This is a genomic window from Solirubrum puertoriconensis (genome assembly GCF_001483135.1).
Taxonomy (GTDB): Bacteria; Bacteroidota; Bacteroidia; order Cytophagales; family Hymenobacteraceae; genus Solirubrum; species Solirubrum puertoriconensis.
The window spans coordinates 902060-924448 of sequence record NZ_LNAL01000008.1; the positions used below are offsets into that span (position 1 = coordinate 902060).

Annotated in this window: 19 protein-coding genes; 11 read left to right on the top strand and 8 right to left on the bottom strand. The window is 59.1% G+C overall.

Annotated elements, in window-relative coordinates:
• Positions 1–300: 300 nt before the first annotated feature.
• The 3 genes from ASU33_RS18140 to ASU33_RS18150 all read left to right on the top strand — a co-directional run bounded on the left by ASU33_RS18140 (position 301) and on the right by ASU33_RS18150 (position 3404).
• Positions 301–2127 carry a MutS-related protein gene (locus tag ASU33_RS18140; protein WP_286130646.1) on the top strand — a complete coding sequence of 609 codons (1827 nt, stop codon included), beginning with the start codon at positions 301–303 and terminating at the stop codon, positions 2125–2127.
• A 63-nt stretch (positions 2128–2190) separates the two neighbouring features.
• Positions 2191–2538 carry a hypothetical protein gene (locus tag ASU33_RS18145; protein ID WP_059072230.1) on the top strand — a complete coding sequence of 116 codons (348 nt, stop codon included), beginning with the start codon at positions 2191–2193 and terminating at the stop codon, positions 2536–2538.
• Positions 2539–3035: 497 nt separating this feature from the next.
• On the top strand, positions 3036–3404 hold the full coding sequence (locus ASU33_RS18150; RefSeq protein WP_059072231.1) for an STAS domain-containing protein: 369 nt from the start codon (positions 3036–3038) through the stop codon (positions 3402–3404).
• Between the two features lie 84 nt (positions 3405–3488).
• Here the strand turns inward: ASU33_RS18150 and ASU33_RS18155 are convergent, their stop codons facing one another.
• The 3 genes from ASU33_RS18155 to ASU33_RS18165 form a co-directional block, all read right to left on the bottom strand.
• Entirely contained in the window at positions 3489–4061 is a 573-nt protein-coding gene (locus ASU33_RS18155) for a DUF3575 domain-containing protein (RefSeq protein ID WP_059072232.1), read from the bottom strand.
• A gap of 283 nt (positions 4062–4344) precedes the next feature.
• A complete protein-coding gene (locus ASU33_RS18160; protein ID WP_286130647.1) occupies positions 4345–4731 on the bottom strand; it encodes a DUF983 domain-containing protein in 387 nt (128 codons plus the stop codon).
• A gap of 83 nt (positions 4732–4814) precedes the next feature.
• Positions 4815–5675 carry an AraC family transcriptional regulator gene (locus ASU33_RS18165; RefSeq protein ID WP_059072233.1) on the bottom strand — a complete coding sequence of 287 codons (861 nt, stop codon included), beginning with the start codon at positions 5673–5675 and terminating at the stop codon, positions 4815–4817.
• Positions 5676–5825: 150 nt separating this feature from the next.
• Between ASU33_RS18165 and ASU33_RS18170 the strand changes: the two genes are divergently transcribed.
• Positions 5826–7973, top strand: coding sequence for an FUSC family membrane protein (locus ASU33_RS18170; RefSeq protein WP_059072786.1), 2148 nt, complete (start codon positions 5826–5828; stop codon positions 7971–7973).
• A 3-nt stretch (positions 7974–7976) separates the two neighbouring features.
• On the opposite strand, the gene ASU33_RS18175 is transcribed toward ASU33_RS18170, so the two are convergent.
• From ASU33_RS18175 to ASU33_RS18185, 3 genes are all read right to left on the bottom strand, one after another.
• Positions 7977–9092, bottom strand: a complete 1116-nt coding sequence (locus tag ASU33_RS18175; RefSeq protein WP_149867297.1) for a hypothetical protein — start codon at positions 9090–9092, stop codon at positions 7977–7979.
• Between the two features lie 190 nt (positions 9093–9282).
• A complete protein-coding gene (locus ASU33_RS18180) occupies positions 9283–11337 on the bottom strand; it encodes a S9 family peptidase (protein WP_059072235.1) in 2055 nt (684 codons plus the stop codon).
• Between the two features lie 171 nt (positions 11338–11508).
• The gene (locus ASU33_RS18185) at positions 11509–13992 is read right to left on the bottom strand and encodes a TonB-dependent receptor (protein WP_059072236.1); all 2484 of its coding nucleotides are present in this window, start codon (positions 13990–13992) and stop codon (positions 11509–11511) included.
• 238 nt (positions 13993–14230) lie between these two features.
• Between ASU33_RS18185 and ASU33_RS18190 the strand changes: the two genes are divergently transcribed.
• The 7 genes from ASU33_RS18190 (at position 14231) to tsf (ending at position 20038) form a co-directional block, all read left to right on the top strand.
• Positions 14231–15148, top strand: coding sequence for a LysR family transcriptional regulator (locus ASU33_RS18190; RefSeq protein ID WP_059072237.1), 918 nt, complete (start codon positions 14231–14233; stop codon positions 15146–15148).
• A gap of 79 nt (positions 15149–15227) precedes the next feature.
• On the top strand, positions 15228–16253 hold the full coding sequence (locus ASU33_RS18195; RefSeq protein ID WP_434060538.1) for a YeiH family protein: 1026 nt from the start codon (positions 15228–15230) through the stop codon (positions 16251–16253).
• Positions 16254–16436: 183 nt separating this feature from the next.
• Complete coding sequence (locus ASU33_RS18200; protein WP_059072238.1) at positions 16437–17150, top strand: RluA family pseudouridine synthase; 714 nt, start codon at positions 16437–16439, stop codon at positions 17148–17150.
• A gap of 176 nt (positions 17151–17326) precedes the next feature.
• On the top strand, positions 17327–17779 hold the full coding sequence (rplM, locus tag ASU33_RS18205) for a 50S ribosomal protein L13 (RefSeq protein WP_059072239.1): 453 nt from the start codon (positions 17327–17329) through the stop codon (positions 17777–17779).
• Between the two features lie 59 nt (positions 17780–17838).
• Positions 17839–18225 (top strand): 30S ribosomal protein S9, encoded by a 387-nt coding sequence (rpsI, locus tag ASU33_RS18210; protein ID WP_059072240.1) that lies wholly within the window; start codon positions 17839–17841, stop codon positions 18223–18225.
• A 21-nt stretch (positions 18226–18246) separates the two neighbouring features.
• Positions 18247–19011, top strand: a complete 765-nt coding sequence (gene rpsB, locus ASU33_RS18215) for a 30S ribosomal protein S2 (protein WP_059072241.1) — start codon at positions 18247–18249, stop codon at positions 19009–19011.
• Positions 19012–19201: 190 nt separating this feature from the next.
• A complete protein-coding gene (gene tsf / locus ASU33_RS18220; protein ID WP_059072242.1) occupies positions 19202–20038 on the top strand; it encodes a translation elongation factor Ts in 837 nt (278 codons plus the stop codon).
• Positions 20039–20128: 90 nt separating this feature from the next.
• Here the strand turns inward: tsf and ASU33_RS18225 are convergent, their stop codons facing one another.
• Complete coding sequence (locus ASU33_RS18225; RefSeq protein ID WP_059072243.1) at positions 20129–21157, bottom strand: DUF3089 domain-containing protein; 1029 nt, start codon at positions 21155–21157, stop codon at positions 20129–20131.
• Between the two features lie 25 nt (positions 21158–21182).
• Complete coding sequence (locus ASU33_RS18230; RefSeq protein WP_059072244.1) at positions 21183–22367, bottom strand: SHOCT domain-containing protein; 1185 nt, start codon at positions 22365–22367, stop codon at positions 21183–21185.
• Between the last annotated feature and the right edge of the window lie 22 nt (positions 22368–22389).

Genomic DNA, 22389 nt, shown 5'->3' on the forward strand with positions numbered 1-22389 from the left:
CCTGCCTGCCGGTAGGTGGCGTTGCTTTTCCGGACCTAGGGCAGCTTGTCATGTCGAGCGTGAGCGAGACATCAGGGGTAGGAATGCAGCGCCATCCGGAAAGCCTCAATCATTTGGTCGAAATCCAACCTCCGAAAGCCGCCTTGATGCCCTAAGTGCCGGACCCGCAAAGCCCAACGGGACGATGCGCATTCACAAGCCACTCAGATGTCTCGCTTCACTCGACATGACAAAAGGAGGTCCACAGCCGGCATCCCGACCTAGGCGTGTATTTTCGGGCTTGCACTCCACGCTTTTTCTGTGCCTGTATCTTCCGCCACCCGCCCGCTGCGCGTTTCGCCTGCCGAGGTATTTGCCGATAACCTTACCACCTACGCCGCCGAGGAGCAGCACTTTGCCACGCGGCACCGTGCCGTAGGTTGGCTGCGGGTGTTCTTGTTTGTGGCAGGCGCGGGCGGCACGTGGTGGCTGTTTGAGCAGGGGCAGAATGCCGTGGCGGTAGGCTGGCTGGTGGTGGCGTACCTGCTGTTTTTGCTGGTGATGCGCTGGCACAGCCGCATCGGCTACCAGCTGCGCCAACGCCTGCTGCTGCGCCTCATCAACCAAGAGGAGCTCGACCGCCTAGGTGGCAAGCTCGCCGGTTTCGACGAGGGGCAGCGCTACGCCGATACGGCGCACCCTTACACCGCCGACCTCGACGTGTTTGGCCCGCACTCGTTGTTTCAGTTGGTAAGCCGCACTACCTCGCGCTTGGGCCAGGATGCGCTGGCCAGTTGGCTGCAAGCGCCCGCACCGCTCGAGCAGCTGTGGCTGCGCCAGCAAGCCGTAGCCGAACTTGCGCCCGATGTAGTGTGGCGGCAGCACTGGCAGGCCCGCGCCCGGCACTTTCCGAAGCAGTCCGACGACCCACGGCCTTTTTTGCAGTGGATGCACGCCCCCGATTTCTACGCTAACCGCGGTTGGCTGCTGGGTTTGCTGCTGGTACTGCCGCCGCTGGCGCTGTTGGGCTCGGCGCTGTGGCTCACGGGGTGGTCGGGTTGGTTGGCGGGTGTGCCTTTCCTGATGATGTACGCGCTCAACTACCGCTTTCGGCAGGAGCGCGACGCCGTGTTCGAGCGTAGCATGGATATGTACGACGTGCTGCGCGCCTACCGCGACCAACTGCTGCACCTCGAGGACCGCCCTTGCACCACGCCTTACTTAACCAGCCTGCGCAACCGCCTGCTCGAGCGCGGCGCCCCGGCCTCGGGCTACGTGGCGCGGTTGGCGCGTATTGCCCAAAACTTTTCGCTGCGCTGGAGCACCCTGGCGGGCTTCTTTGCCAACAACCTGCTCATGTGGGACTTCTTTTGGATGTGGCGCCTCGAGCGGTGGAAGCACCAATTAGGCGGCGCGCTCGAGCCTTGGCTGGAGGTAGTAGCCGAAGTGGAAGCCTTGGCCAGCCTGGCCGCCACCCAATACGCCAACCCCGAGTGGGCCGTGCCCGAGGTGATGGAGGCGCCGCTAACGTTCGAGAGCGAAGCCTTGGCGCATCCGCTCATCTTCAGCCCCGAGCGCGTGGCCAACAACTTTGGCACTGTGGGCGCCGGCCGCACCGCCCTCATCACGGGTTCCAACATGTCAGGCAAAACCACGTTTCTGCGCACGGTGGGCGTAAACCTGGTATTGGCTTTGGCCGGCGGCCCGGTGTGCGCCCGCAGCCTGCGTTGCGGGCCGGCGCAGCTTTTCACGGCCATGCGCACGCAGGATAACCTGGCCGAAAGCACCTCCTCATTCTACGCCGAGCTAAAGCGCTTGCGCCAGCTGCTCGACCTCACCGAGCAAGGCCAGCCGGTGTTCTTCCTGCTCGATGAAATCCTGAAAGGCACCAACTCGCGCGACCGGCACGACGGCGCCCGCGGCCTCATCCGGCAGTTGCACCGCCGCCCCGCCAGCGGCTTCGTGAGCACCCACGATCTGGAGCTCGGTGACCTGGAGCAGGAGCTGCCGGGCTTCGTAACCAACTACAGCTTCAACAGCGAAATCATTGGCGACGACATCCGGTTCGACTATCGCCTCACGCCGGGGCTGTGCCGCGAGTTCAACGCCAGCAAGCTGATGGAGCTGATGGGTATCGGCACAAACTAGCACGGCATGCAACGCCGGCAGGGTGGGGTGGCTCTTGCCATAAACCACCAACCTATTGCCGCTATGAAAACAACTGCTGTACTCGGCCGCCTGCTCGGGAGCTTGCTGCTACTCGCTCCCCTAGGTGCCTGCGAGAAAGATGACGACGCCAAAGCCAATGTGGGGGTAGCCTACGCGCAAACCTATTGCCTCGATTGGTGGGGAGGCGCTGCCTCCCCCGAAGAGCTGGTAGCCAAAGCCACCTCGTACCTGCAGCAGCGCGGCATCAGCTTAACCAATGCCCGGGCTGCTACCGAGCGCCCCGCCGAAGTTTGCAATGCCTGCTCGTGCAAGTCGGGCGTAATCCTGCGCGGCAGCGTGCGCGAGCAAGATGTACCGGCCCTCTTGGAACTGGGCTTCGAGCGTCAGTAGCTTAAGCTCTACCGCCGTTAATCAGCTTGAGTTACCTAGGGCCAGCCACCTTTCTAGCGTAGCCAAACCCGGTGCTTTTGCCTGTCATTTTGTAAATGCCTCGCTTGGCGTGCAGCCACGGCGGGGCATTTGTGTATGTAGCAACATCCGTACTCGCCTAGGTGCTACAATATCGGGCGTAAGTACTTAACCTTCTGCCGCATCGTAGCAAATACGTAATCTGCGGATTTCAAATGGTTTAGGTTATATAACTCTGGAACTATCCTTTTAACTTTAAAGTATGCATTGGAAATACACAGATGAGGGCAGCCTCAGCTGGTACTGGGCACGTTGAGTCGGTTTGAAGACAGAGAAGGAGGAAACTTCACGAGCCACTTACGCCTACCCTTACGTATAACAGTGGGCTCTGCGCCAGCCGGGCCCTGGACCGCGCGCCACGTTACCTCCACCAATCTGCCAACAACCGCTAATCTGCACCTACGCCAATTCTTTCACCCATGGAGGTTTACCGCGAAATATTGCCCGAAAGCTACTTGCTCATCCTCGCCGACGATATACCTGCCTCCGTGGATGACGAGGATGCCTTGGACCGTGCCCTGCGCCGAGCCAGCCGCAGCGGAAAGTCGAGCGTGTGGGTTGATTGCAGCCACTTGCACCACCTACCCCCCGATGCCGCCGAGCTGCTGGGTTATTACTACCAGCGCTTGGCCAAGCACGGCATGAGCTTAGTGCTGTGCCACCTGAATGCCGAAGTGCGCGCCGAGCTGGAGGTGCTAAGCGCTACGCCGCTGCCCATCGTTGAAACCTTGCTCGACGCCGAAAAATACTGTCACCAAGAGCTGCAAAACCGGCGCTTATCGGCCTGATTGGTTTTGCTGAGCCACCCCTCCAATACGCGCAAAGCCCGGCCAATTGGCCGGGCTTTGGTGTGTTTAGTGAGCCAGGTAGGCTTAGAAGGCAATACCTACCGTAAAGCCGGGGCGCAGGCCAAAACCGCTGAAGGTGCCGGCGTCGAGCTGATCTTCGTTGGAACCATCCTCAGCCTTGGCCGAACCACCGTTGTAGCCCAGGCCCAGGTACGGGTCGATGGTGATGCGGTCTTTAAACATCCACTGGCGGCCAACTGCCACGCCGGCACCAAACGTGGTGAGCCTGCCTTTGGCTTCGCGCTCCACGGTGGTGTCGGTAACGTAGTCGTAGTCTTCGTAGGTAGTCGACAGCGACATGCTTTGGAAGCGCAGGTACGGGCCTACGTAAAAGCCGTTCATCGACGTGCCAGAGAGGTAAAAGCGGTACTCCGGAGTAAGGATAATACCCGAAAGCTTGCTGTCGCCGGGCGTCCAGCTTGTAAAGGCAAAGCCAAGTTGTGCCGAGCTGGTTTCGGATACTTTGCGCTCGTAGAAGAACGAGCCGGTTTTTACAAGCGGACTAAAGATGTTGGCTTTGAAAGCGTTGCTGCTTTGGGCCGAGGCCGCAGTAGCGCTGGCAGCCAGTACTGCAAGGCTGAGGAGAGCCTTCTTCATAACGGTATAGGTTGTTGAGGGAGAACGGACGCGAAAACCTTTTCGCGGCAACAACGTTACAAAGAGATTTATCTATATCTAAGGATAATGTTATACAAATGATGTGATTGACATTGCCGACTTTTTTGCCTTTCGTGGCCCTTTCGAAAGCAGCCACTGAAGCTTGGCGGTAGCAAGCGTAAGGGACAGCGGCCCCTGGTACAATGCACAAAGCCCGGCCCTGCAGCACCTAAGCGCTACGGGGCCGGGCTTCGCACCTGACACCAAAAGCCAGAAAGCCGACCTAGGCTACCGGCGGCCGCGATTCGACACCGCCAAACAAGTAGAGCATAAGGGCCCGCGAGTAACGAAATACCAGCGGGGTGGAGAGCAGCGCCGCGCCGCCCACCACCGAGATGTATACCCACAGCGGCGGATCGTTGGCGAGGTAATAGAGCAACACGCCCGATATCACGAAGATGGCCACCGTGAAACCGTAGCTGAAGTACATAGCGCCCCAGTAAAAGCCCGGTTCGGGTTCGTAGGCTTGCCCGCACACGGGGCAGGCCTCGGGCATATCGGCGAATTTGGAGAGGTTGAAGGCAGAACGCGAGAACAGCGGCCCCTCGTGGCAGCGCGGGCACCGAAGCCGCAGCAAAGCCCAAGTGGCCGACGATGCAGAATTAGCCATAGCAAAGCAGAATGTAACCGTGGCAAAGGTACCGAAGCCTTATACGGGGAGTACTGCCTATTTCGGGGTAGTTACAGGACAAATCAACGGCGGCCCCGGAAGGCCTCGGGCGTGAGGCCCGCGTATTTGCGGAAATACCGCGAGAAGTAGGAGGCGTCGTCGAAGCCTAGGTTGTAGGCTACCTCGGCTACCGAAAGGGCCGAATGGTGCAGCAGGCGCTTGGCTTCTACCACCACGCGCTCGTGTATCAGGTTGCTGGCGGTTTTGGCGAGCAGGCGGCGGCACAAGGCGTTGAGGTGGTTGGGCGTGAGGTGCAGCCACTCGGCGTAGTCGCGCACGGCTTTGTGCGTGCGGAAACGCTCGTTCAGCAACCGTTCGAAGGCCCGTAGCTGGTGCAGGCCGGGCTGCTGCCCCGCCGTGGGCTCGGGTTGGTGCTGCCGGGCCGCTAGCTCGAGCACCAAGTGCAGGTAAGAACGCAGCACCTCCTGTTGGTTGAGGCTGGGCATGGCGTGTTCCTGCTCCATGCGCCACAGCAGCGGGCCAATTAGCGGCTCATCGGGCGGCAGGTACAGCACCGGTTGCCCATGCGGCCCGAAGAAGGGGTAGGAGTAGAGGCGCTCGGCAGGGTGGCGCAGCAGGTAAAACGCCGGCGTAAAGAATATATCGATGCCGCGGGTGTCGTCCGACAACGACCAGCTGTGCACCTGCCCCGGTGTCAGGAAAAACAGCGCGCCCGGCCGTACCTCGTAGGTTACAAAGTCGATGGTGTGGGTGCCGTGGCCGTGGGTAAAGTAGAGCAGCACGTAGAAATCGTGGGCGTGCGGCTCGTTTACATCAGCAAAACTGGCGCGTAACTCCTCGAGCCGCTGCAACCGAAACGGCGCTTGGGGCGGCGTCTGCGGAAAGGCATCAATGCACAATACCGGTACGGCGGCGGGCTTCATGAGAGGGGTAACTACGGCGGCTCCGACAAAATACGGCAAAGCCCTCGGCTCAACAGGTATTATTTGCTTGCGTATGGCTACGTTGGCAAGGCCAAGCTGCCGGGCCCGGCTACCGCGCCTGCTACGCGGTGCCCGCCTCCGATTTCCACCATGCGCAAACACGAACGCACGCTTCAGTACTTTTTCTTCGGGCAAGACTTCGCCGACGGCCTGCGCGTGGCGCTCAGTATTCTGCTGCCCGGCCTCACATTGGCCCAGCTCGGGCACTTCGACCTAGGCCTTACCGTGTCGTTGGGGGCGGTGTGTGCCAGCATCCCCGATGTGCCCGGCCCCATTGCCCACAAGCGCAACGGGCTGCTCGTTTGCAACCTGCTGGTGTTTGCGGTGGCCTTGCTCACGGGCGTGGCCCGTATGCACGTGCTTGCCCTAGGTGCCGAAATCGTGGCGCTAAGCTTCTTCTTCACGCTGGTATCGGTGTACGGGGTGCGGGCGGGTGCCATCGGCTCGGCCGGGCTGCTGATCTTGATTTTGACCATGGACCGCGACCTGACGCCCGCGCAGCTGTTGCAGTACAGCTTGCTGGTGCTGGCCGGTGGCTTGTGGTACACGCTGGTGGCCCTGTTGGCCTACCACGTGCAACCCTACCGCCCCGCGCAGCGAGCCTTGGGCGAATGCATTCATGCCATTGCCGAGTATTTTAGGCTGAAAGCCGAGTTCTACGACCCCGAAACCAGCCTCGAGAAGGATTACCGCCAGTTGCTGAAGCAGCAAGTGGTGGTAACCGAAAAGCAGGACGCCGCCCGCGAAATGCTGTTCAAAACCCGCCAGATTGTGCAGGATACCACCGGCTCCGGCCGGCGTTTGGTGCTCACGTTTGTAGATGCCATGGACCTGTACGAGCAAGTAGTAGCCGCTTACTACGACTACTCCTCGCTGCGCCAACGCTTCAACCACACCGGGGTGCTGGCCGATGTGGCCCGCCTGATCCGGCGCATGGCCGCCGAGCTCGACCACCTAGGGCTGGCCATCCAAAGCAACCGCCCTTATGCCCACCACACCGACCGCACCACCGAGCTGGAGCAGCTAAAAGCCCGCATCGACCGCATTGGCGAGCAAGAGCCCGGCAGCAACTTGGTGCTGCGCAAACTGCTCGTGAACCTGCGCAACCTGCACCAGCGCCTCGCCGACATCACCCGTTACGCCGACCCCGAGTACCGGGCCCCGCTGGCACCTAGGGCCGGCGAGTCGGACTACTCGCGGTTTGTGTCGCGGCAGTCGCTAAGCCCGGCCCTGCTCCGCGACAACCTCACCATCAACTCGGCTACTTTTCGGCACGCGCTGCGCGTAACGGTGGCTGCGCTCGTGAGCTTTGTGGTGGCCAAGCTGCTGAATTACGGCCACCACGGCTACTGGATTATGCTCACGGCCGTGTACATGCTCAAGCCCGGCTTCAGCCTCACCAAAGAGCGCAACCTGCAGCGCGTGTCGGGCACCTTGCTGGGCGGGGTGCTCGGCGTGGCTGTTCTGTACCTGGTGCCCAGCGAGGTGCTGCAGTTTGGTTTTTTGCTGGTGTTTATGATTGTGGCCTACAGCTTTCAGCGGCGCAGCTACATGGTAATGGTGCTGTTTCTGACGCCCTACGTGCTCATCCTGTTCCACTTCCTGGGTATCCAGTACGTCAGCGCTGCCGAGGAGCGCGTGGTTGACACGCTGATTGGCTGCGCCATTGCGCTTACCACCGGCTACCTGCTGCTGCCGCGCTGGGAGTCGGAGCAATTGGGCAACTACATGCGCGATGTGCTGCGGGCCAACCGCAACTACCTGCATCGCCTGGCCGATTACCTGGCCGGCGGCAGCCTCAGCGCCATGGACTACAAGCTGGCCCGCAAGGAGGTGTACGTTAGCTCCTCCAACTTGGCAGCGGCCTTTCAGCGCATGCTATCAGAGCCCAAGCACAAGCAGCGCCACGAGGCCGAGGTGCACCAGTTTGTGGTGCTCAACCTCATCTTATCGTCCAACATTGCCACGCTGGCTTCGGCGGCCCGCTCCAATGCCTTGCCGGCCATACCGCCCGAGGGCCTAAAACCCTTGCGACAATCGTTAACGCTGCTTTCGGAAAGCCTGCGCAAAGTAAGCCCCGACACTCTTTTGCCCGAGCTGCCGCCGTTGCCCAACTTCCTAGGTACCGAGGTTAAATCGGCCCCAACAGCCGAGGAAAAGCTATTGCTCGAGCAACTGGATTTTGTGCAGAAAGTAAGCGCCGATATTCGGAAAGTAACCGATCTGGTAGCCGCCTAGGTGCTAGCGGTAGTACTCGTACTGGTAACGGAAGAGTGTGGGTGCGCCGGTAAGCCCAGTGGTAGTCTCACCTTTAATTAGTCCTTCGGGTAGGTAGGCATACACGGTGTAGCTCGTGCGCGGGGGTATGCGTACAGATGAAACTGTTTCGCGGCGCCCGATCAGTTGGCCCAGGGCGTTGTAGGTATACAGGATTTCGGTGTGCAGTATTTGCGGCTCGGCGCCGTTGCCAATGCGGGTATTGGTTTGTTCTTGCAGCAGGCGTTGCTGCGCGTCGTAGCGCCAGCGGTGCAGTAGATCCAGGTTTTGCCCACGGCGCACGGCGTCCAGCAACGGCTCAAAAGCCACAGCCATGCTCTGGGCGGGGTTGGTGGCCAGGCGGCGGGCGGGTTTCAGGGCAGCGCGGGCAGCAATGCGGCCCTGCTCGGTGGGGCGCCCCTGGTGCAATACCCGGTACCGCGCCGACGAAAAATTGAGCTTGCTCGACGTGCCCACCGAGCTGTATTGTAGGTATATTACCGTATCGGGGTGGGGCGTGTAGGTGAAGCGGTGGTAGAAACCGTTGCCGCCCCGGTCGCTGCGCATGGGCACCTGCTCGTAGCTAAGCAGTGTGCTTTCGGGCGGCGCAGGGGCCGGAGCCACTGAGGCAGCGGGTGCCGTCGTGGCAGGTTGGGCAAAACTGCCACTCACGGAAGAATATCGAACAACCTGATGCGTGCCCATGGGCACGCTATGAATTCCCACCAAGCCAGCCAGTGCGCGTGTGTTCAGCTCGCTGTCCGTCCAGGCCCGTAACAGCTGGCCCTGCTGATCGAACTCCTGGTAAGCCACGGTATCGCCGAGTTGCCCCTCGTCGTCAATACTAACCTTTGCAATTCGCTTCACTTGTTTGCTCGCCAGCAGGCGTTGGTAAGCCGAATCGGGTACGGGCAAGGCAGGCCGCACCGTTCTGATGTAGGTAGTAGTGGTTCTGCCGGCCGGCAACGAGTTATCGTAGTACAACCAGCGCGGCTCGGGTACGCCACGTCTATTATAAGTCTGTTGTATTTGGGCCGTGGCAGTACGGGCACCTAGTGCAGCCACTGCAACAAGAACACAAATGATTAAAAACGAACGCATACTCGATTAATTAGGGTAGTTGTGAATATAAAAAGCAACCCTTGCATCGGGCAACAAAATAAGTCAGCAAAATCTAAGCCGCGCTATATATGGAAAGCCTGCCGTATAGGGCAGATGTTCCAAAATGACACAGCCGCAAGCGCCTAGGTGCTTGCGGCTGTGTGGCTTAACAAAAGCTCATCAATTGATGCTATTTCGAAGCTTGCCCGTTGGGCTTCAGGTAGCGCCCCAGCCAATCGAAAAACACCCGATTCCAGAGCACCGAGTTTTGTGGTTTCTGAATCCAGTGGCCTTCGTTGGGGAAGTACAAGAAGCGGCTCGGAATGCCGCGCAGCTGCGCCGCCCCAAACGCTTCCATGCCTTGGTTTTCGGGTACCCGGAAGTCCTTGCCGCCGTGAATAACCAGCATGGGCGTATCCCACTGGCCCACAAACTTCTGCGGATCGAACTCTTGGTAGCTGCGGGCTAGCTGCTTATCCCACGGCGCGCCTTTCATTTCGTACTGCGCGAAAAAGGTCTCCTCGGTGGTAGGGTACCAACTGGCCAAATCGTAGAGGCCGGCGTGCGAGATGAACGTTTTGAAACGGCCCTGGTGATGCCCGGCCAGGTAGTACACCGAGTAGCCACCGTAGGAAGCGCCTACGCAGCCGCGGCGGTCTTTATCCACATAGGGTTCTTTGCTGATTGCGTCGATAGCCGAGAGGTAGTCGCGGATGGGCTGGCCGCCCCAGTCGCCGCTGATGGCATCGTTCCACTCGCGGCCAAAGCCGGGTAAACCGCGGCGGTTGGGCGCTACCACAATGTAGCCTTGCGCGGCCATGAGCGGGAAGTTCCAGCGGTACGAGAAGCTCTGCGTGATGGGGCTTTGCGGGCCGCCCTGGCAGTACAGCAGCGTTGGATACTTTTTGTTCGGGTCGAAATCGGGCGGGTAGATGACGTACACCTGCATCTGCTTGCCATCGGTGGTGGCCACGCGACGGTTTTCCACTTTGCCCAGCTTCACCGCGCCCATGATGTCCTGGTTGAGCTGTGTCAGCGGGGTTTCCTTGCCGTTCTTTAAGCTTACGCGGACCACCTCGGCGGGGCTTTGCATGGTGGTGCGGTTGCAAATGGCTACATCGGCGCCGGCTAGCTCAAAGGCATTGTAGTTCTGCAGCCCCTTGGTGATTTGCCGAATCTTGCCGCCCTTACTCGGCACCGAAAACAGCTGCTCGGCGCCTTCTGCCACCGCCACGAAGTAAATCGTTTTGCCATCGGCCGACCAGCGCACGTTTCCGGCGCTCAGCTCCGAACCCTTGGTAACGTCTTCGTGCCGGCCGGTTTTCAGATCGTGCACCACAATGGCGTTCCGGTCCGACTCAAAGCCGGGGGTAGCCATGCTCAACCACGCTACGCGCGTACCATCCGGCGAAAAAACCGGCTCAATGTCGTACCCTGCCAAACCTTGCGAGAGGTTTTTGGTAGAGTTGTCGCGCAGCGAGTACAAGTAAATATCCGAGTTGGTGCTTTGGGCTTCGGCTTTGCCCATGAGCTTGCGCGAGGTGTACGCCAGCAAGTAGCCATCGGGCGAAAACGCTAGCTGTTCCGAGCCGGCCAGCGGGCGTACGGGCGCGTCGTAAGGCTCCTTGTCCAGCACATCCTTGCCGTAGCCGGTGGGCTTGCCGTCGTCGCCCAGGGGCTGAAAGAACACGTGCGAAGCCTTTTCGTCTTCCCACGAGGTCCAGTGCCGGTAAAACAAATCGTCGTAAAGCTTGGCGTCGGCCTTGGGTAGGTCGGGGTAGAGGTCCTGCAAACCGGGGCGCACCTTTACATCCTGGGTGTACAGGATGAACTTGCCGGTAGGGGCGTACTTCAGGTTACCTAGGCTTTCGTCGCCAAATTCGCTGAGCTGTTGCTTGCCCGAGCCGTCGGGGTTCATGGCGTACAACTGCGTGCTGCCACCTTCATCCGACAAAAACGTGAGTTTGCCGTCGGGGCGCCAGTTCAGGGTGTTTTCGCTGTTGGGCGTGTTGGTCAGCTGCTTCACGGCACCTCCGGCCACTGGCACGGTGTAAATGTCGGCGTTGCCGCGGTTGGCCATCAGGTCGTAGCGCGTTGCGGTGAAGGCCACCGTTCTGCCATTCGGCGACACCTGCATTTCACCTAGGCGCCCCAAGCGCCAAAGCAGCTCGGGTGTGAGTGTTTGCTGTGCCGTTGCAGCCAAGGATACACCGACCAATAGGGTCAGCAGCAGCGGTTTTTTCATGGGAAGTGGGAGGGAGCGGGTTGACAACGGCAAGGTAGGCATGCGGCGCCTAGGTGCAGAAGGTGCAATGGGCAAAACAGGCAGCGCTTTTTCGGAGGGCATAAAAAAGCCCCGCTGCGCGGCTTCTGAAAAGCCAAGCAGCGGGGCTTGCTTACCGCGGGGTGCAGTGAGCTACAGCTTCACTCCAACCGAGGCAAACCACGTGCGGCCATCGGCCGGCAGCAGGCCGGGGCCGGGGTAGCCGCCAGCACGGCGCGTGAAGTAGTACTTGTTGAAAACGTTGTTGACGCCGCCGCGCAGGGTAAAGCGTTTGGCAAAGCGGTACGTGGCTGATACATCCGTAACGGAGTAGCCTGGCACGCGGCCGGTAGTGGCGGCAGCGTTGGGCAGTACGGTGTTGTTGGCATCGGCAAACACGGCCGAAACGCGCGTGAGCTGGGCCGTGGCCGAGAAGCCGCGGTGCGCAAACGTGCCCCCAAAGCGGTGCGTGTACTTAGGCGCGTACTCCACCCGGTTGTTTTTCAGGTCGCCTTCCTGAATGCCGCCATTTGCCAGCGTAGCCGTGCGCAGTTGGGTGTAGCGGGCATCTACCAGCGCCGACGAGGCAAACACATCGAAGTGCGGCCGGGTTTGGTCGCCGGTAAGGGCATGAATCAGGTCGAGCTCCACGTAAGCCTCCACGCCCTTGTGCACGCTGGTGCCAATGTTGGTGCGGAATTGCTGCGTTTGGCCGGCCGTGCCACCGGGTACCGGGCGTCGGAGCGTGCCGATGCGGTCGTCGTAGCGCAACCAGAATGCGTCTACATCAAAAGTCAGCACATTGGCCCACGTGCCGCGGTAGCCTACTTCGGCATTGAAGCCGTTCGAGTCGCGCAGGTTGGAGTCAATCACGTCCGACGTAGCCGGCGGGGTCAGGTCGCCGAAGGTTACCGGGCGGAATGCGCGCGAGTAGTTGGCGTACAAGCTGGTTTGCTCGCTTACGCGGTATTCGGCGCCCGCACCGTAGAGGAGTACTTCGCGGCGCGAGTTCTGCGCAACGCGGTTTTCGGAGCCGTCGGCATTTAGGCTCAGGTAGCCGCGGCCTTCGTTGTCGATAACCTCCAGGCGCAAGCCCGGCGTGAACGTGAGGCGCGAACCCAGGCGGAAAATGTTCTCGGCGAAGGCAGCGTAATTGAGGGTGCGGAAGTGCAGCTCGCGGCCAAAGCGCGGAGCTTGCAAATCGAGGTTGAAGTCGGAGGTCGTATCGCCGCGGCCTTGCTGCTGGCGCCGCAGGTTGGCACCCGCCGCGCGCAAACCTACGGCCAGCGTGTGCTGCTGGCCCAGCAAGCCGTAGTCGGTAAGCAAGCGCAACTCGGAGCCTAGGTTGCGGTACCGGTCGCGGTCGATCTGCCGGTTGGCTTGCAGGCCGGTAGCGGGCAGTACGGCATCGGGCGTGTTCACGGCACCGGTAAAGCCGATGGAGTTACGCTCGCCGAGCAAACCAAAAGTTTTCAGGCTTAGGCGGGTGCGATCGGAGAACTGGTAATCGGCCGTGAAAGCGGGCACCGTCCAGGGTGTGCTAAACCAGTTGCGGTTGCGGCTGCTGCTGCGCAATTCGCCGCGGTTAAACTGCTCGTCGGTGAGGCCGCCAGGTTGCTGAATCACGTAGCTCAGGTGGCTGATTTCGGCTCCAAGGCGCAGCTTGCTGGTAGCCTGAAAATTGACGTTGGCGTGGGCGTTGCGTACGTTGAACTCGGAGTTGTCGCGCCAGGCGCCACCTAGGCGCTGCTGGAAGTAGCCGTAGTAGTTTACCTTGCCCACGGTGCCGCCCAGCGAGTTGAAGGAGCTAAACAAGCCGTTGTTGCCCACGGTGTTGTTCGTTTCAAACTCGATTTTTTTGTCGCGCGGGCCACGCTTCAGCTCGTAGTTCAGCAACCCGCCGAACTGCGGCCCGTATTGCAGCGAGCCACCACCCCGAATGATCTGAATGCGCTCAACCGCCTCGAGGGGCGGGTTGTAGTACGCCTCGGGGTAGCCAAACGGGTCGGAGCTAATGTCCATGCCGTTTTGGCGCGTGTTGAATTCCCAGGAGCGGTTTGGCGACAAGCCGCGCGTAGCCACGTTAATCTGTTGACCCGAGCCGTCGCTTTCCCACACCGTTACGCCCGGCACCTTCGCAAATACCTGGCGCGAGCTGTTCATTACCAAGTTAGCATCGAGCTTGTCGAGCTGAATTACTTCGTTTTTCTTGCCAGCCGTGAGGGTGGTGCCATCTACCTCCGGCGCGAAGGGCGTTGCCTTGGCCGTAACCGTAATGCCGGCCAGTTCGCGCACGCTCTCCTCAATGGTGAGCTGCAACGAGTGGGCTTTGCCGTTTTCCAGCGTAAGGGTTTGCGTTACGGGTTTAATGCTGAGCCCGGTTACGGTAACGGTGGCTTCGCCAGCAGGCAAGCCGTACAAACGGAAGCCGCCGCGCGCATCCGTTACCGTGGAGCGGTCGTGCACGCTTACCAGCACCCCTTCAACGGGCTGGCCGCTGCGGTCGAGCACGGTACCCGTAAGCGAAGCGCCGCGCTCCGGCCCGTTAGTGAAAACATTCGAAGTAGTATAGGTAGCAGCCAAAGCTGGCGCGGTAGCGGCTAGTAAGCAAGAGAGCAGTAAAGGTGTTGTTGACATAGAAAGCGGCAACGGTTGCCCGCATGAAATGGATTTCTGGCCGCGAAACTAATTAGAGTGATTCTAAACAACGAAATTAAATAGAATTAATCTAAATAGTTTTTGATGCACACATGCCACAGTCGTTGAGACTCATCTCTGTACAGCACTGATCATCGCAGCTACAGCAGCACCCTAGGTGCTCTGGTGGATAAGACCGAACTACCAGCGGAGGCAGCAAGTCATTTACCTTGCGCCCATGTCCGATTTCCGCCTTCAAGTGTTTCAGGCAGTGGCCCGCCACCTCAGCTTTACCAAGGCCGCGCAAGAGTTGTTCATCACGCAGCCGGCCGTTACCAAGCACATTCGGGAGTTGGAGCGGAGTTATGATCAGCGTCTGTTCGAGCGGCGAGGCAACCGCGTTAGCCTTACCGAAGCTGGCCAATTGCTGCTGCGCTATGCTAACCACATAAGCGAGCTGCACCACCAACTGGCCGAGCAACTGCATACGCTGCACGATACCACTGCCGGCCGCCTACGCCTCGGGGCTAGCTCCACGCTGGCGCAGTACGTTATACCGCCTATTCTGCCGGGGTTTCAGGCCCGTTATCCGCGCGTCGAGCTGACCATGCACATTGGCAACTCCGAGCAGATTGCCGACGCCTTGCTGCGCGGCCAAATCGACCTAGGCTTTGTGGAGGGCCAGGTTAAAAACCGCGACCTGCACTACGAACTGCTGCTCCACGACGAGCTGGTAGCCGTGCGCTGTGCTTCGGCCGGCAAAGCGCCTGTTGCGCCGCTCTCTCTCGAAGCGGTGCTGCAACATCCGCTGGTGCTGCGCGAGCGGGGCTCGGGTACGCTCGAAGTGCTGGAGTTTGCCCTGCGGGCGCAAGGCATTCGGCTGGCACAATGCCGCGCCGCCATTTACCTCGACAATACTGAAGCCATTAAATCCTACCTAGGTGCCGCGCCCGAATGCATTGGGTTTGTGTCGGTGCGGGCCATCAGTAAAGAGGTAGCTGCAGGGCAGCTTGAGGTTGTGCCCGTGCAGGAGCTGCACCTAGCCCGCCATTTCGAGGCCGTGTGGGTTCAGGGGCAGCCGCTAATCAAAGCGGCTCAGCGTTTTCTGAGCTACGCGCACCTCGAGTTCGGTACACCTGTCAATAACTTTAAGTAATTGCTGATAAATATTATTGATAACTGTGGGGCAGGGGAGGAGCGTATTTTTGCATACACACTCCTGCTCCCGCCCACCCGTGAAATTCTCCTCAGCACACCTACCTGCGGCCCCAGCCGAAGAAGATTGTAGTAGCACCGTTCGCTTTTGGCACCGCCCACTGCGGGTTTGGCAGTGGTTAATTACACCGCAACAACTATTATTTGGCTTAGCACTGCTGCTGTGCTTAAGCCCGTGGGGCTCGGCCCCGCTTGCGCTTGCCTTAGGTCTGGCAGTGGCCTTGCTTGTAGGCAACCCCTTTCCGGCGCAAAGCAAGCGCTACACCAGCAAGCTGCTGCAGTGGTCGGTGGTCGGGCTGGGTTTCGGGATGAACGCCCATGCCGCTTGGCAAGCAGGCCAGGAGGGGCTGCTCTTCACCGTGGCTTCAATCCTGAGTACGCTGGTAGTAGGCTACTTCGTAGGGCGCTGGCTGGGCATTGCTCGTAATACCTCGCACCTGATTGCCAGCGGCACAGCTATTTGCGGCGGCAGCGCCATTGCGGCGGTGGGCCCAGTAGTAAAAGCTTCCGACGAAGAAATGTCGGTAGCCCTAGGTACGGTGTTCGTGCTCAATGCCATTGCCTTGTTTGCCTTTCCCATCATCGGCGAAGCGCTGGGCCTTTCGCAAAACCAGTTTGGTCTGTGGGCCGCCATTGCCATCCACGATACCAGTTCGGTGGTAGGTGCCGCCAGCCATTACGGCGACGAAGCTTTGCAAGTAGCTACCACCGTGAAGCTGGCCCGTGCCCTGTGGATTATACCCGTTGCCCTAGGTACCGCTGCGCTGTTTCGCACCCCGGGGGCCAAGGTTAAGCTTCCGTATTTCATCCTAGGATTCGTGGGTGCCATGCTGCTGGCTACTTACGTGCCGGCGTTGCAGCCTTTTGCCGGTGTAGCAGTCAAACTCTCGAAGCTCGGGCTTACACTAACCTTGTTTCTAATCGGCGCCAGCTTATCCAAGCAGGTTCTCAGGGCTGTAGGGCCCAAGCCCTTTATGCAAGGTGTGCTGCTATGGTTGAGTATTTCGGCCGCTTCGTTGTGGGTGATTTTGCACGCAGTTAGCTGATACAGCTCTTCGCACGGCTTCGCTACTGCAATTGCGGACTTTTTCTGATTCGCCAGGTGTTGGTAGCTGATTGCCGCCGGGCTTCGGTTCAACCCCGAAGCCGTACCTTCGTCGGCCTTTCTCCTTTCGTTGCGTACTGCCTCAAGCAGCCACGGCAGCGAAACCCGTCTGACTCAGCTATTCATGAAGCTGCCCGCATTCAAAGACCTCATCATCTACGAAGACGATAACTACATCGTCATCAATAAACCGCCGTTCCTGGCTACGCTCGACGAACGTATTGGCACCGCGCCCAACATCTTGCGCCTCGCCCGCGAGGAGTATGACGACGTGCAGGCTTGCCACCGCCTCGATAAGGAAACCTCCGGCGCTTTGGCATTGGCCAAGAACCCCGACGCTTACCGTCACCTCTCGATGCAGTTCGAAAACCGCGAGGTGAAGAAGGTGTATCACGCCGTAAGCTGGGGCGTACACAACTACGAAGGGCTGCGCGTTGAGCGTAACATCGAAACCACTACCAAGGGCAAGGCCCGCTTGGCCGTGAGTGGCAAACCCGCCGAAACGCTTATCCGCACCCTCGAAACGTACACCAAGCATACGCTATTCGAGTGTTTGCCCGTAACGGGCCGCATGCACCAGATTCGTTTGCATCTGATGTACCTCGATGCGCCCATTGTGGGCGATAAGATGTACGGCGGCGACGATTTCTACCTGTCTTCGCTCAAGCGCAAGTTCAATATGAAGCAGGGCGAAGAGGAGCAGCCGTTTATCAAGCGTTTTGCCCTGCATGCCCGGCAACTCACCTTTACGGGGCTGGAAGGCGAAACCATCAGCGTGGAGGCCGAATACCCAAAAGACTTCCGGGTGCTGGTTGAAAACCTGCGGCAATACAGCTAGATAGGTATCTCGAGTAATGCAATGGGGCTGCGCCAATCATACAAGCTTTCAGCCACTGCATTGCATATCAAGGAAAAAGCACTAATTTTGTGTCCGTTTTTCCCGAGCCATATGCTTTCAGCGGCTGGCTCGGGACTGACTTGCAAATACTTACCCAACCCACAAGAAACTGATCCATGGATCATCTGAGCTTTAAAACGCGCTCGGTGAACAAAGCCTCGGCCGAGAAGGCCTGGGTTATTGTTGACGCTAGCGCCGGCACGCTCGGGCGAGTAGCCAGCCAGATTGCTAACATTCTGCGCGGCAAACACAAGCCCTCGTTCACGCCGAACGCCGATTGCGGCGACAACGTCATCGTCATCAACGCCGACAAACTGCGCGTTACTGGCCGTAAGATGACCGACAAAATCTACCTCCGCCACACCGGCTACCCCGGCGGTCAGCGCAGCATCAACCTGCGCGACAAAATGGCGAAGAACTCGGCTTCGGTTATCGAGCACGCTGTGAAAGGCATGCTGCAAGGCAACCGCCTTGGCCGTGAGCAGTTCCGCAACCTGTTCGTGTACGCCGGTGCTGAGCACCCCCACGAGGCGCAACAGCCCACCGAGCACAAGCTCACCAACCTGTAAGAAACGACGTCGCCCTTCATCCATAAGGGCCGCGTTTTCATCGATTGATTGTTCAACTCATGGAAATCACCAACACTTCTGGTAGAAGAAAAACCTCGGTGGCTCGCGTGTATGTGCAAGCCGGGCAAGGGAATATCACTATCAACGACCGGGACGCGAAGTCTTACTTCAGCAACGAACTGCTAGAGGCTATCGTTAACCAGCCCTTCACCACGCTTGATGCCGTGGGTAAGTACGACGTGCGCGTAAACGTGCGCGGCGGAGGCATCAGCGCTCAGGCCGAAGCAATTCGCCTGGCTATTTCGAAGGCCTTGGTTGCCGAAAACGCCGAAGTTCGCCCTGCCCTCAAGAAGGAAGGCTTCCTGACGCGCGACCCCCGCATGGTGGAGCGCAAGAAGTACGGCAAGCGCAAGGCTCGTCGTTCGTTCCAGTTCTCGAAACGTTAATCTACCAGAAGAGCTCAAGTTATGGCATTGCCTACCTATAAAGATCTGCTGGATGCTGGTGCCCACTTTGGTCACCTCACCCGCAAGTGGGACCCGAAAATGGCGCCGTACATCTTCATGGAGAAGAACGGCATCCACATCATCGACCTGAACAAGACGCTGGCTTCGCTGGACCAGGCCTCTTCGGCCATCCGCAACATCGCCAAGTCGGGCCGCAAAATCATGTTTGTAGCCACGAAGAAGCAGGCTCAGGAAATCGTTTCGGACGAAGCGAAGCGCCTGAAAATGCCCTACGTGACCGACCGTTGGTTGGGTGGCATGCTCACCAACTTCGCGACCGTTCGTAAGTCGCTGAAGAAGATGAGCACCATCGACAAGATGGTAAAAGAAAACACGGCTTACGCTGCTATTGCAAAGCGCGAGCGTCTCATGCTGTCGCGTGAGCGTGAGAAGCTGGAGCGCGTACTGGGCGGCATCGCCGACCTGAGCCGCCTGCCTGCTGCTCTGTTCATCGTTGACGTGAAGCGCGAGCACATCGCCGTGAAAGAAGCTCAGAAACTGGGCATCCCGGTGTTTGCTATCTGCGACACGAACTCGAACCCCGAGCTGGTAGACTTCCCAATCCCTGCTAACGACGACGCCTCGAAGTCGGTGCAGCTGATCATCAACACGATCGGCAAGGCTATCGAAGAAGGCCTGTCGGAGCGCAAGGTTGACAAGGAAGACGCCGACCGTAAGCAAGCCGAAGAAGAAGGCATCCAGGAGAAGCAGAACGCCGACGAATAGTCCCGCACTGCCCCTGATTTGAGAGGAGGGAACATTCGAAGCACTAGGGCTCCGGTGTTCCCTTCTTCTTTAGTTGCCAAGTGTGAGATGTCGGCAGCCAAAGCCTAGGTGCTGTGTGCATTCCCGACAACCATCAGCTGGCAACTGCCCCTACCGAGAAACACTCATCAACCTCCCTAATTTCACAGCAATGGCAATTACCGCCCAAGACGTGAACAAGCTGCGCGCTATGACTGGCGCTGGCATGATGGACTGCAAGAAGGCTCTGACCGAAGCCAACGGTGACTTCGAGCAAGCAAAAGACATCCTGCGCAAGCAGGGTCAGAAAATTGCCGACAAGCGTTCTGAGAATGCTACTGCTGAAGGCCTGGTACTGGCAACCGTTAGCGAAGACGGCACCAATGGCAAACTGGTAGCTCTGGCCTGCGAAACTGAGCCGGTAGCGAAAGTTGCTGACTTCAAAGCTCTGGCCCAACTGGCCATCGAATCGGCTGTGAAGAGCAACGCTGCTACCAAAGAAGATCTGCTGGCTGCCACGCAAGAAGATGGCCGTTCGCTGCAGGAGCACATCACCGACCTGATGGGCAAAATCGGCGAGAAAATCGATGTGGTTGCTTACGAGTCGCTGACGGCTGAGAAAGTAGCTTCGTACATCCACTCCGACAACAAGAAGGGTGTACTGGTAGCCCTGAAGAACACCGGCGGTGTTGACGTAGCTGGCGTAGGTCGCGACGTGGCGATGCAAATCGTAGCCATGAAGCCCGTAGCCGTTGACAAAGACGGTGTTGATTCGGCTACCGTTGAGCGCGAAATCGAAATCGGCAAAGAGCAAGCTCGCGCCGAAGGCAAGCCGGAGGCTATGCTCGAGAAAATCGCTCAGGGCAAGCTGAACAAGTTCTACAAAGAGAACACCCTGCTGAACCAGGAGTTCGTGAAAGATAGCTCGGTGACCATCGCTCAGCTGCTCGACAAGACGTCGAAAGGCATGACGGTAACCGACTTCAAGCGCGTTGCTATCGGTGCTTAATTCGCTTGCAAGTGTGTAAAAAAGCCTGCTGGCGCAATGCCAGCGGGCTTTTTTGTTTTGTTCTTCAGGAGTAGCCTAGGTCAATAATCCTTATTGTGCTTGCTGCCGCTGCCAGGCTTGCACCCGCGCTACAGCATTGCGGCGCACGTTTAGATAGTATAAGCCGTAGTCGACGACGTGGAAGGAATGACGTAACTCGGCCCGGCCCGGTAGGTAAAAGCGCACATAGCCTTGTGGCTTAGGGGGGTGTACCCACAAAATGCCGTTGTGCACCTTGGCATCGGCCACGTGCGCATCAACTCTATCGAAGCCATAGGGCACGCTGCCACGATTTACCGCAGCCGAAGCTTGGGCCGTGTCGCTCGTCCAGGTTAGGGGGTTAACAACTGTGGCACCAGCGTACGGAGGGTAATCGATGCCCCACTCCGCGGCATTCCAACTTACGTAACAGCCGGTTTGCAGCGAATCTTGGCACGGACGAATTACCTGGTACGAACTAGGCTGAACCTTCAGGCCGACTAAGTAGGCCGCCACGAGGCGTTTGCGCAGCTCCGGATCTTTATCGAAGAACTCGCGCAGCAGGCGTTGCGCGTGGTAAGTGCCCTGGCTGTGCCCGGCTAGAATAATCGGCCGGCCTTGGTTATAGTGCTTGAGGTAGTACTCGAAAGCGGCCTTAACATCGGTGTAGGCAAGGGCTAATGCTTGCTTGCCATTGGCCGTGCTATCGAAGAACGCGTACAGAGCCGCCTGGCGGTAGCGCGGGGCATACACGCGGCCCGCCGCATTAAACACCGATGCCTGCTTGCGGATGCTAAACTGATCGGTAAAACGGTTGAGCTGCGCGTCGCCTAGGTCGCCATTCCACGCTTTGGGCTGAATGAGCGTGGTTAGGTGCACGAAGAACACATCGGCAGGGGCAGTGGCTTGCCCATCGCGCAGGCCAGAGTTGCGCGGCACGGCGTCGGCAGAATCGAGGCGCGTGGGCAGTGCGGCCCAACTGGTGGGTAAACTGTAATCGGGTGCCGCTGCCGGGGCACGCCGCACGTACTCGCCCTGCGGCTTGATAACTTTGATACAGCTACCTAGGCCGCTAGCTAGCACAAGCAGCAGAACGACCAAAGACCGGGTAAGGGTATGCACGCGACTACTCTTGGGGCGGAGTGGTTTCGGGGGAGGCAGGGGCCGCAGCCGGTGCTGCATCGGTAAAGGTGTTTTCGAGCAAGCGCTCCTGACGGAAGTAGGTAAGCTTGCCGTTGCGGTCGATGCGGGCTCGTACCTGCGCCAAAGTTTGCTGGTACTGGTTGCGCGATTTCCGCAGCGAGCGGCCACGTTCGTTGTAAGTCACCGTAACGGTGCCATCTTCGGTTACGGGGCTGATCTGGAGCGAAGCTGGATCGAAGCTGATTTGGCTTTCGGTAAACTCCGGAAAGTGGCTGCGGTTCAGCTCGGCCTCAATTGCACTGGGCGTGGTGTTTTGCAAGGTGTAAAAGCGCTCCACTTCGGAGGCGAAATGCTGGCTGGCATTGAAAGGAGCTGCCTGCATGTCGTTGTACAAGGCCGTGAGGGCGCGCTGTACGCGGCTACGAATAGCCGCCTCAGATGCGGCCGGGTCGACAACCGCATCTGAGGCGCTAGCACCAATTGGCGTTGTGGCCGAATCGGTGGGTTGGGCAGTTACCGGAATGTTGGGTTGTACCCGTATGGTTTCGGGGGCAGCGGCCGGCGGCAAGTCTAGCTGCTCGGCTTGTGGTCCTTCTTCAATTTGTACGGCCGTGGTATCGGCAGCTGTAATGGAGTTGCTGGTTAGGCGCTCCGATTCACGGTTGCCGAGCAACAGGTAGCCAATGATAGCTAACAAGGCAAGTACCCCAACTACAATAAGAACCGTGGCGAGCGGCTGACGACGTGGTTCGTCGGCGGGGCCGTCCAGCACTTCATCGTCAGCGGGTGGCACGCTGGTGTTGGGCGGAGTAACAACGGACTCGCGGCGGAAGTAATCTTCCTTAAGCACCACGGGCTCTACACGAGTGGCAGGCTCGTCGGTTACCACAGGCGGCAACAGTGGGTCATCTACCGGAGGCGGCGTAACATGGTGCTCAACGGTTGGCGGCACAACAGCCGCTGCAGGAGGCACGATGCTCGGCGTAGGCGGAGTTGCCGGAGCTACCGGCTCGGGGGACGTCGGTAGGCTAGGTGGCGTAGGCGAGTTTTCGCTGAAGAGGAGCTTGCGTTTAAGCGTCTCGAACTCTTGTGGCGTAATAGTACCCGCATCGAGCCATTCTTTGAGCTGGCGTAGGGTATCGAGCGGAGAAGCGTCGTTGTTATCCATTGGTAGAGCAGAGGAGTAGCCT

Excerpts from the sequence above, each read along its gene's own strand:
- ASU33_RS18145 (WP_059072230.1), top strand. The coding sequence starts at position 2,191 with ATGAAAACAACTGCTGTACTCGGCCGCCTGCTCGGGAGCTTGCTGCTA.
- ASU33_RS18150 (WP_059072231.1), top strand. The coding sequence starts at position 3,036 with ATGGAGGTTTACCGCGAAATATTGCCCGAAAGCTACTTGCTCATCCTC.
- ASU33_RS18155 (WP_059072232.1), bottom strand. The coding sequence starts at position 4,061 with ATGAAGAAGGCTCTCCTCAGCCTTGCAGTACTGGCTGCCAGCGCTACT.
- ASU33_RS18160 (WP_286130647.1), bottom strand. The coding sequence starts at position 4,731 with ATGGCTAATTCTGCATCGTCGGCCACTTGGGCTTTGCTGCGGCTTCGG.
- ASU33_RS18165 (WP_059072233.1), bottom strand. The coding sequence starts at position 5,675 with ATGAAGCCCGCCGCCGTACCGGTATTGTGCATTGATGCCTTTCCGCAG.
- ASU33_RS18170 (WP_059072786.1), top strand. The coding sequence starts at position 5,826 with ATGCGCAAACACGAACGCACGCTTCAGTACTTTTTCTTCGGGCAAGAC.
- ASU33_RS18175 (WP_149867297.1), bottom strand. The coding sequence starts at position 9,092 with ATGCGTTCGTTTTTAATCATTTGTGTTCTTGTTGCAGTGGCTGCACTA.
- ASU33_RS18180 (WP_059072235.1), bottom strand. The coding sequence starts at position 11,337 with ATGAAAAAACCGCTGCTGCTGACCCTATTGGTCGGTGTATCCTTGGCT.
- ASU33_RS18185 (WP_059072236.1), bottom strand. The coding sequence starts at position 13,992 with ATGTCAACAACACCTTTACTGCTCTCTTGCTTACTAGCCGCTACCGCG.
- ASU33_RS18190 (WP_059072237.1), top strand. The coding sequence starts at position 14,231 with ATGTCCGATTTCCGCCTTCAAGTGTTTCAGGCAGTGGCCCGCCACCTC.
- ASU33_RS18200 (WP_059072238.1), top strand. The coding sequence starts at position 16,437 with ATGAAGCTGCCCGCATTCAAAGACCTCATCATCTACGAAGACGATAAC.
- rplM (WP_059072239.1), top strand. The coding sequence starts at position 17,327 with ATGGATCATCTGAGCTTTAAAACGCGCTCGGTGAACAAAGCCTCGGCC.
- rpsI (WP_059072240.1), top strand. The coding sequence starts at position 17,839 with ATGGAAATCACCAACACTTCTGGTAGAAGAAAAACCTCGGTGGCTCGC.
- rpsB (WP_059072241.1), top strand. The coding sequence starts at position 18,247 with ATGGCATTGCCTACCTATAAAGATCTGCTGGATGCTGGTGCCCACTTT.
- tsf (WP_059072242.1), top strand. The coding sequence starts at position 19,202 with ATGGCAATTACCGCCCAAGACGTGAACAAGCTGCGCGCTATGACTGGC.
- ASU33_RS18230 (WP_059072244.1), bottom strand. The coding sequence starts at position 22,367 with ATGGATAACAACGACGCTTCTCCGCTCGATACCCTACGCCAGCTCAAA.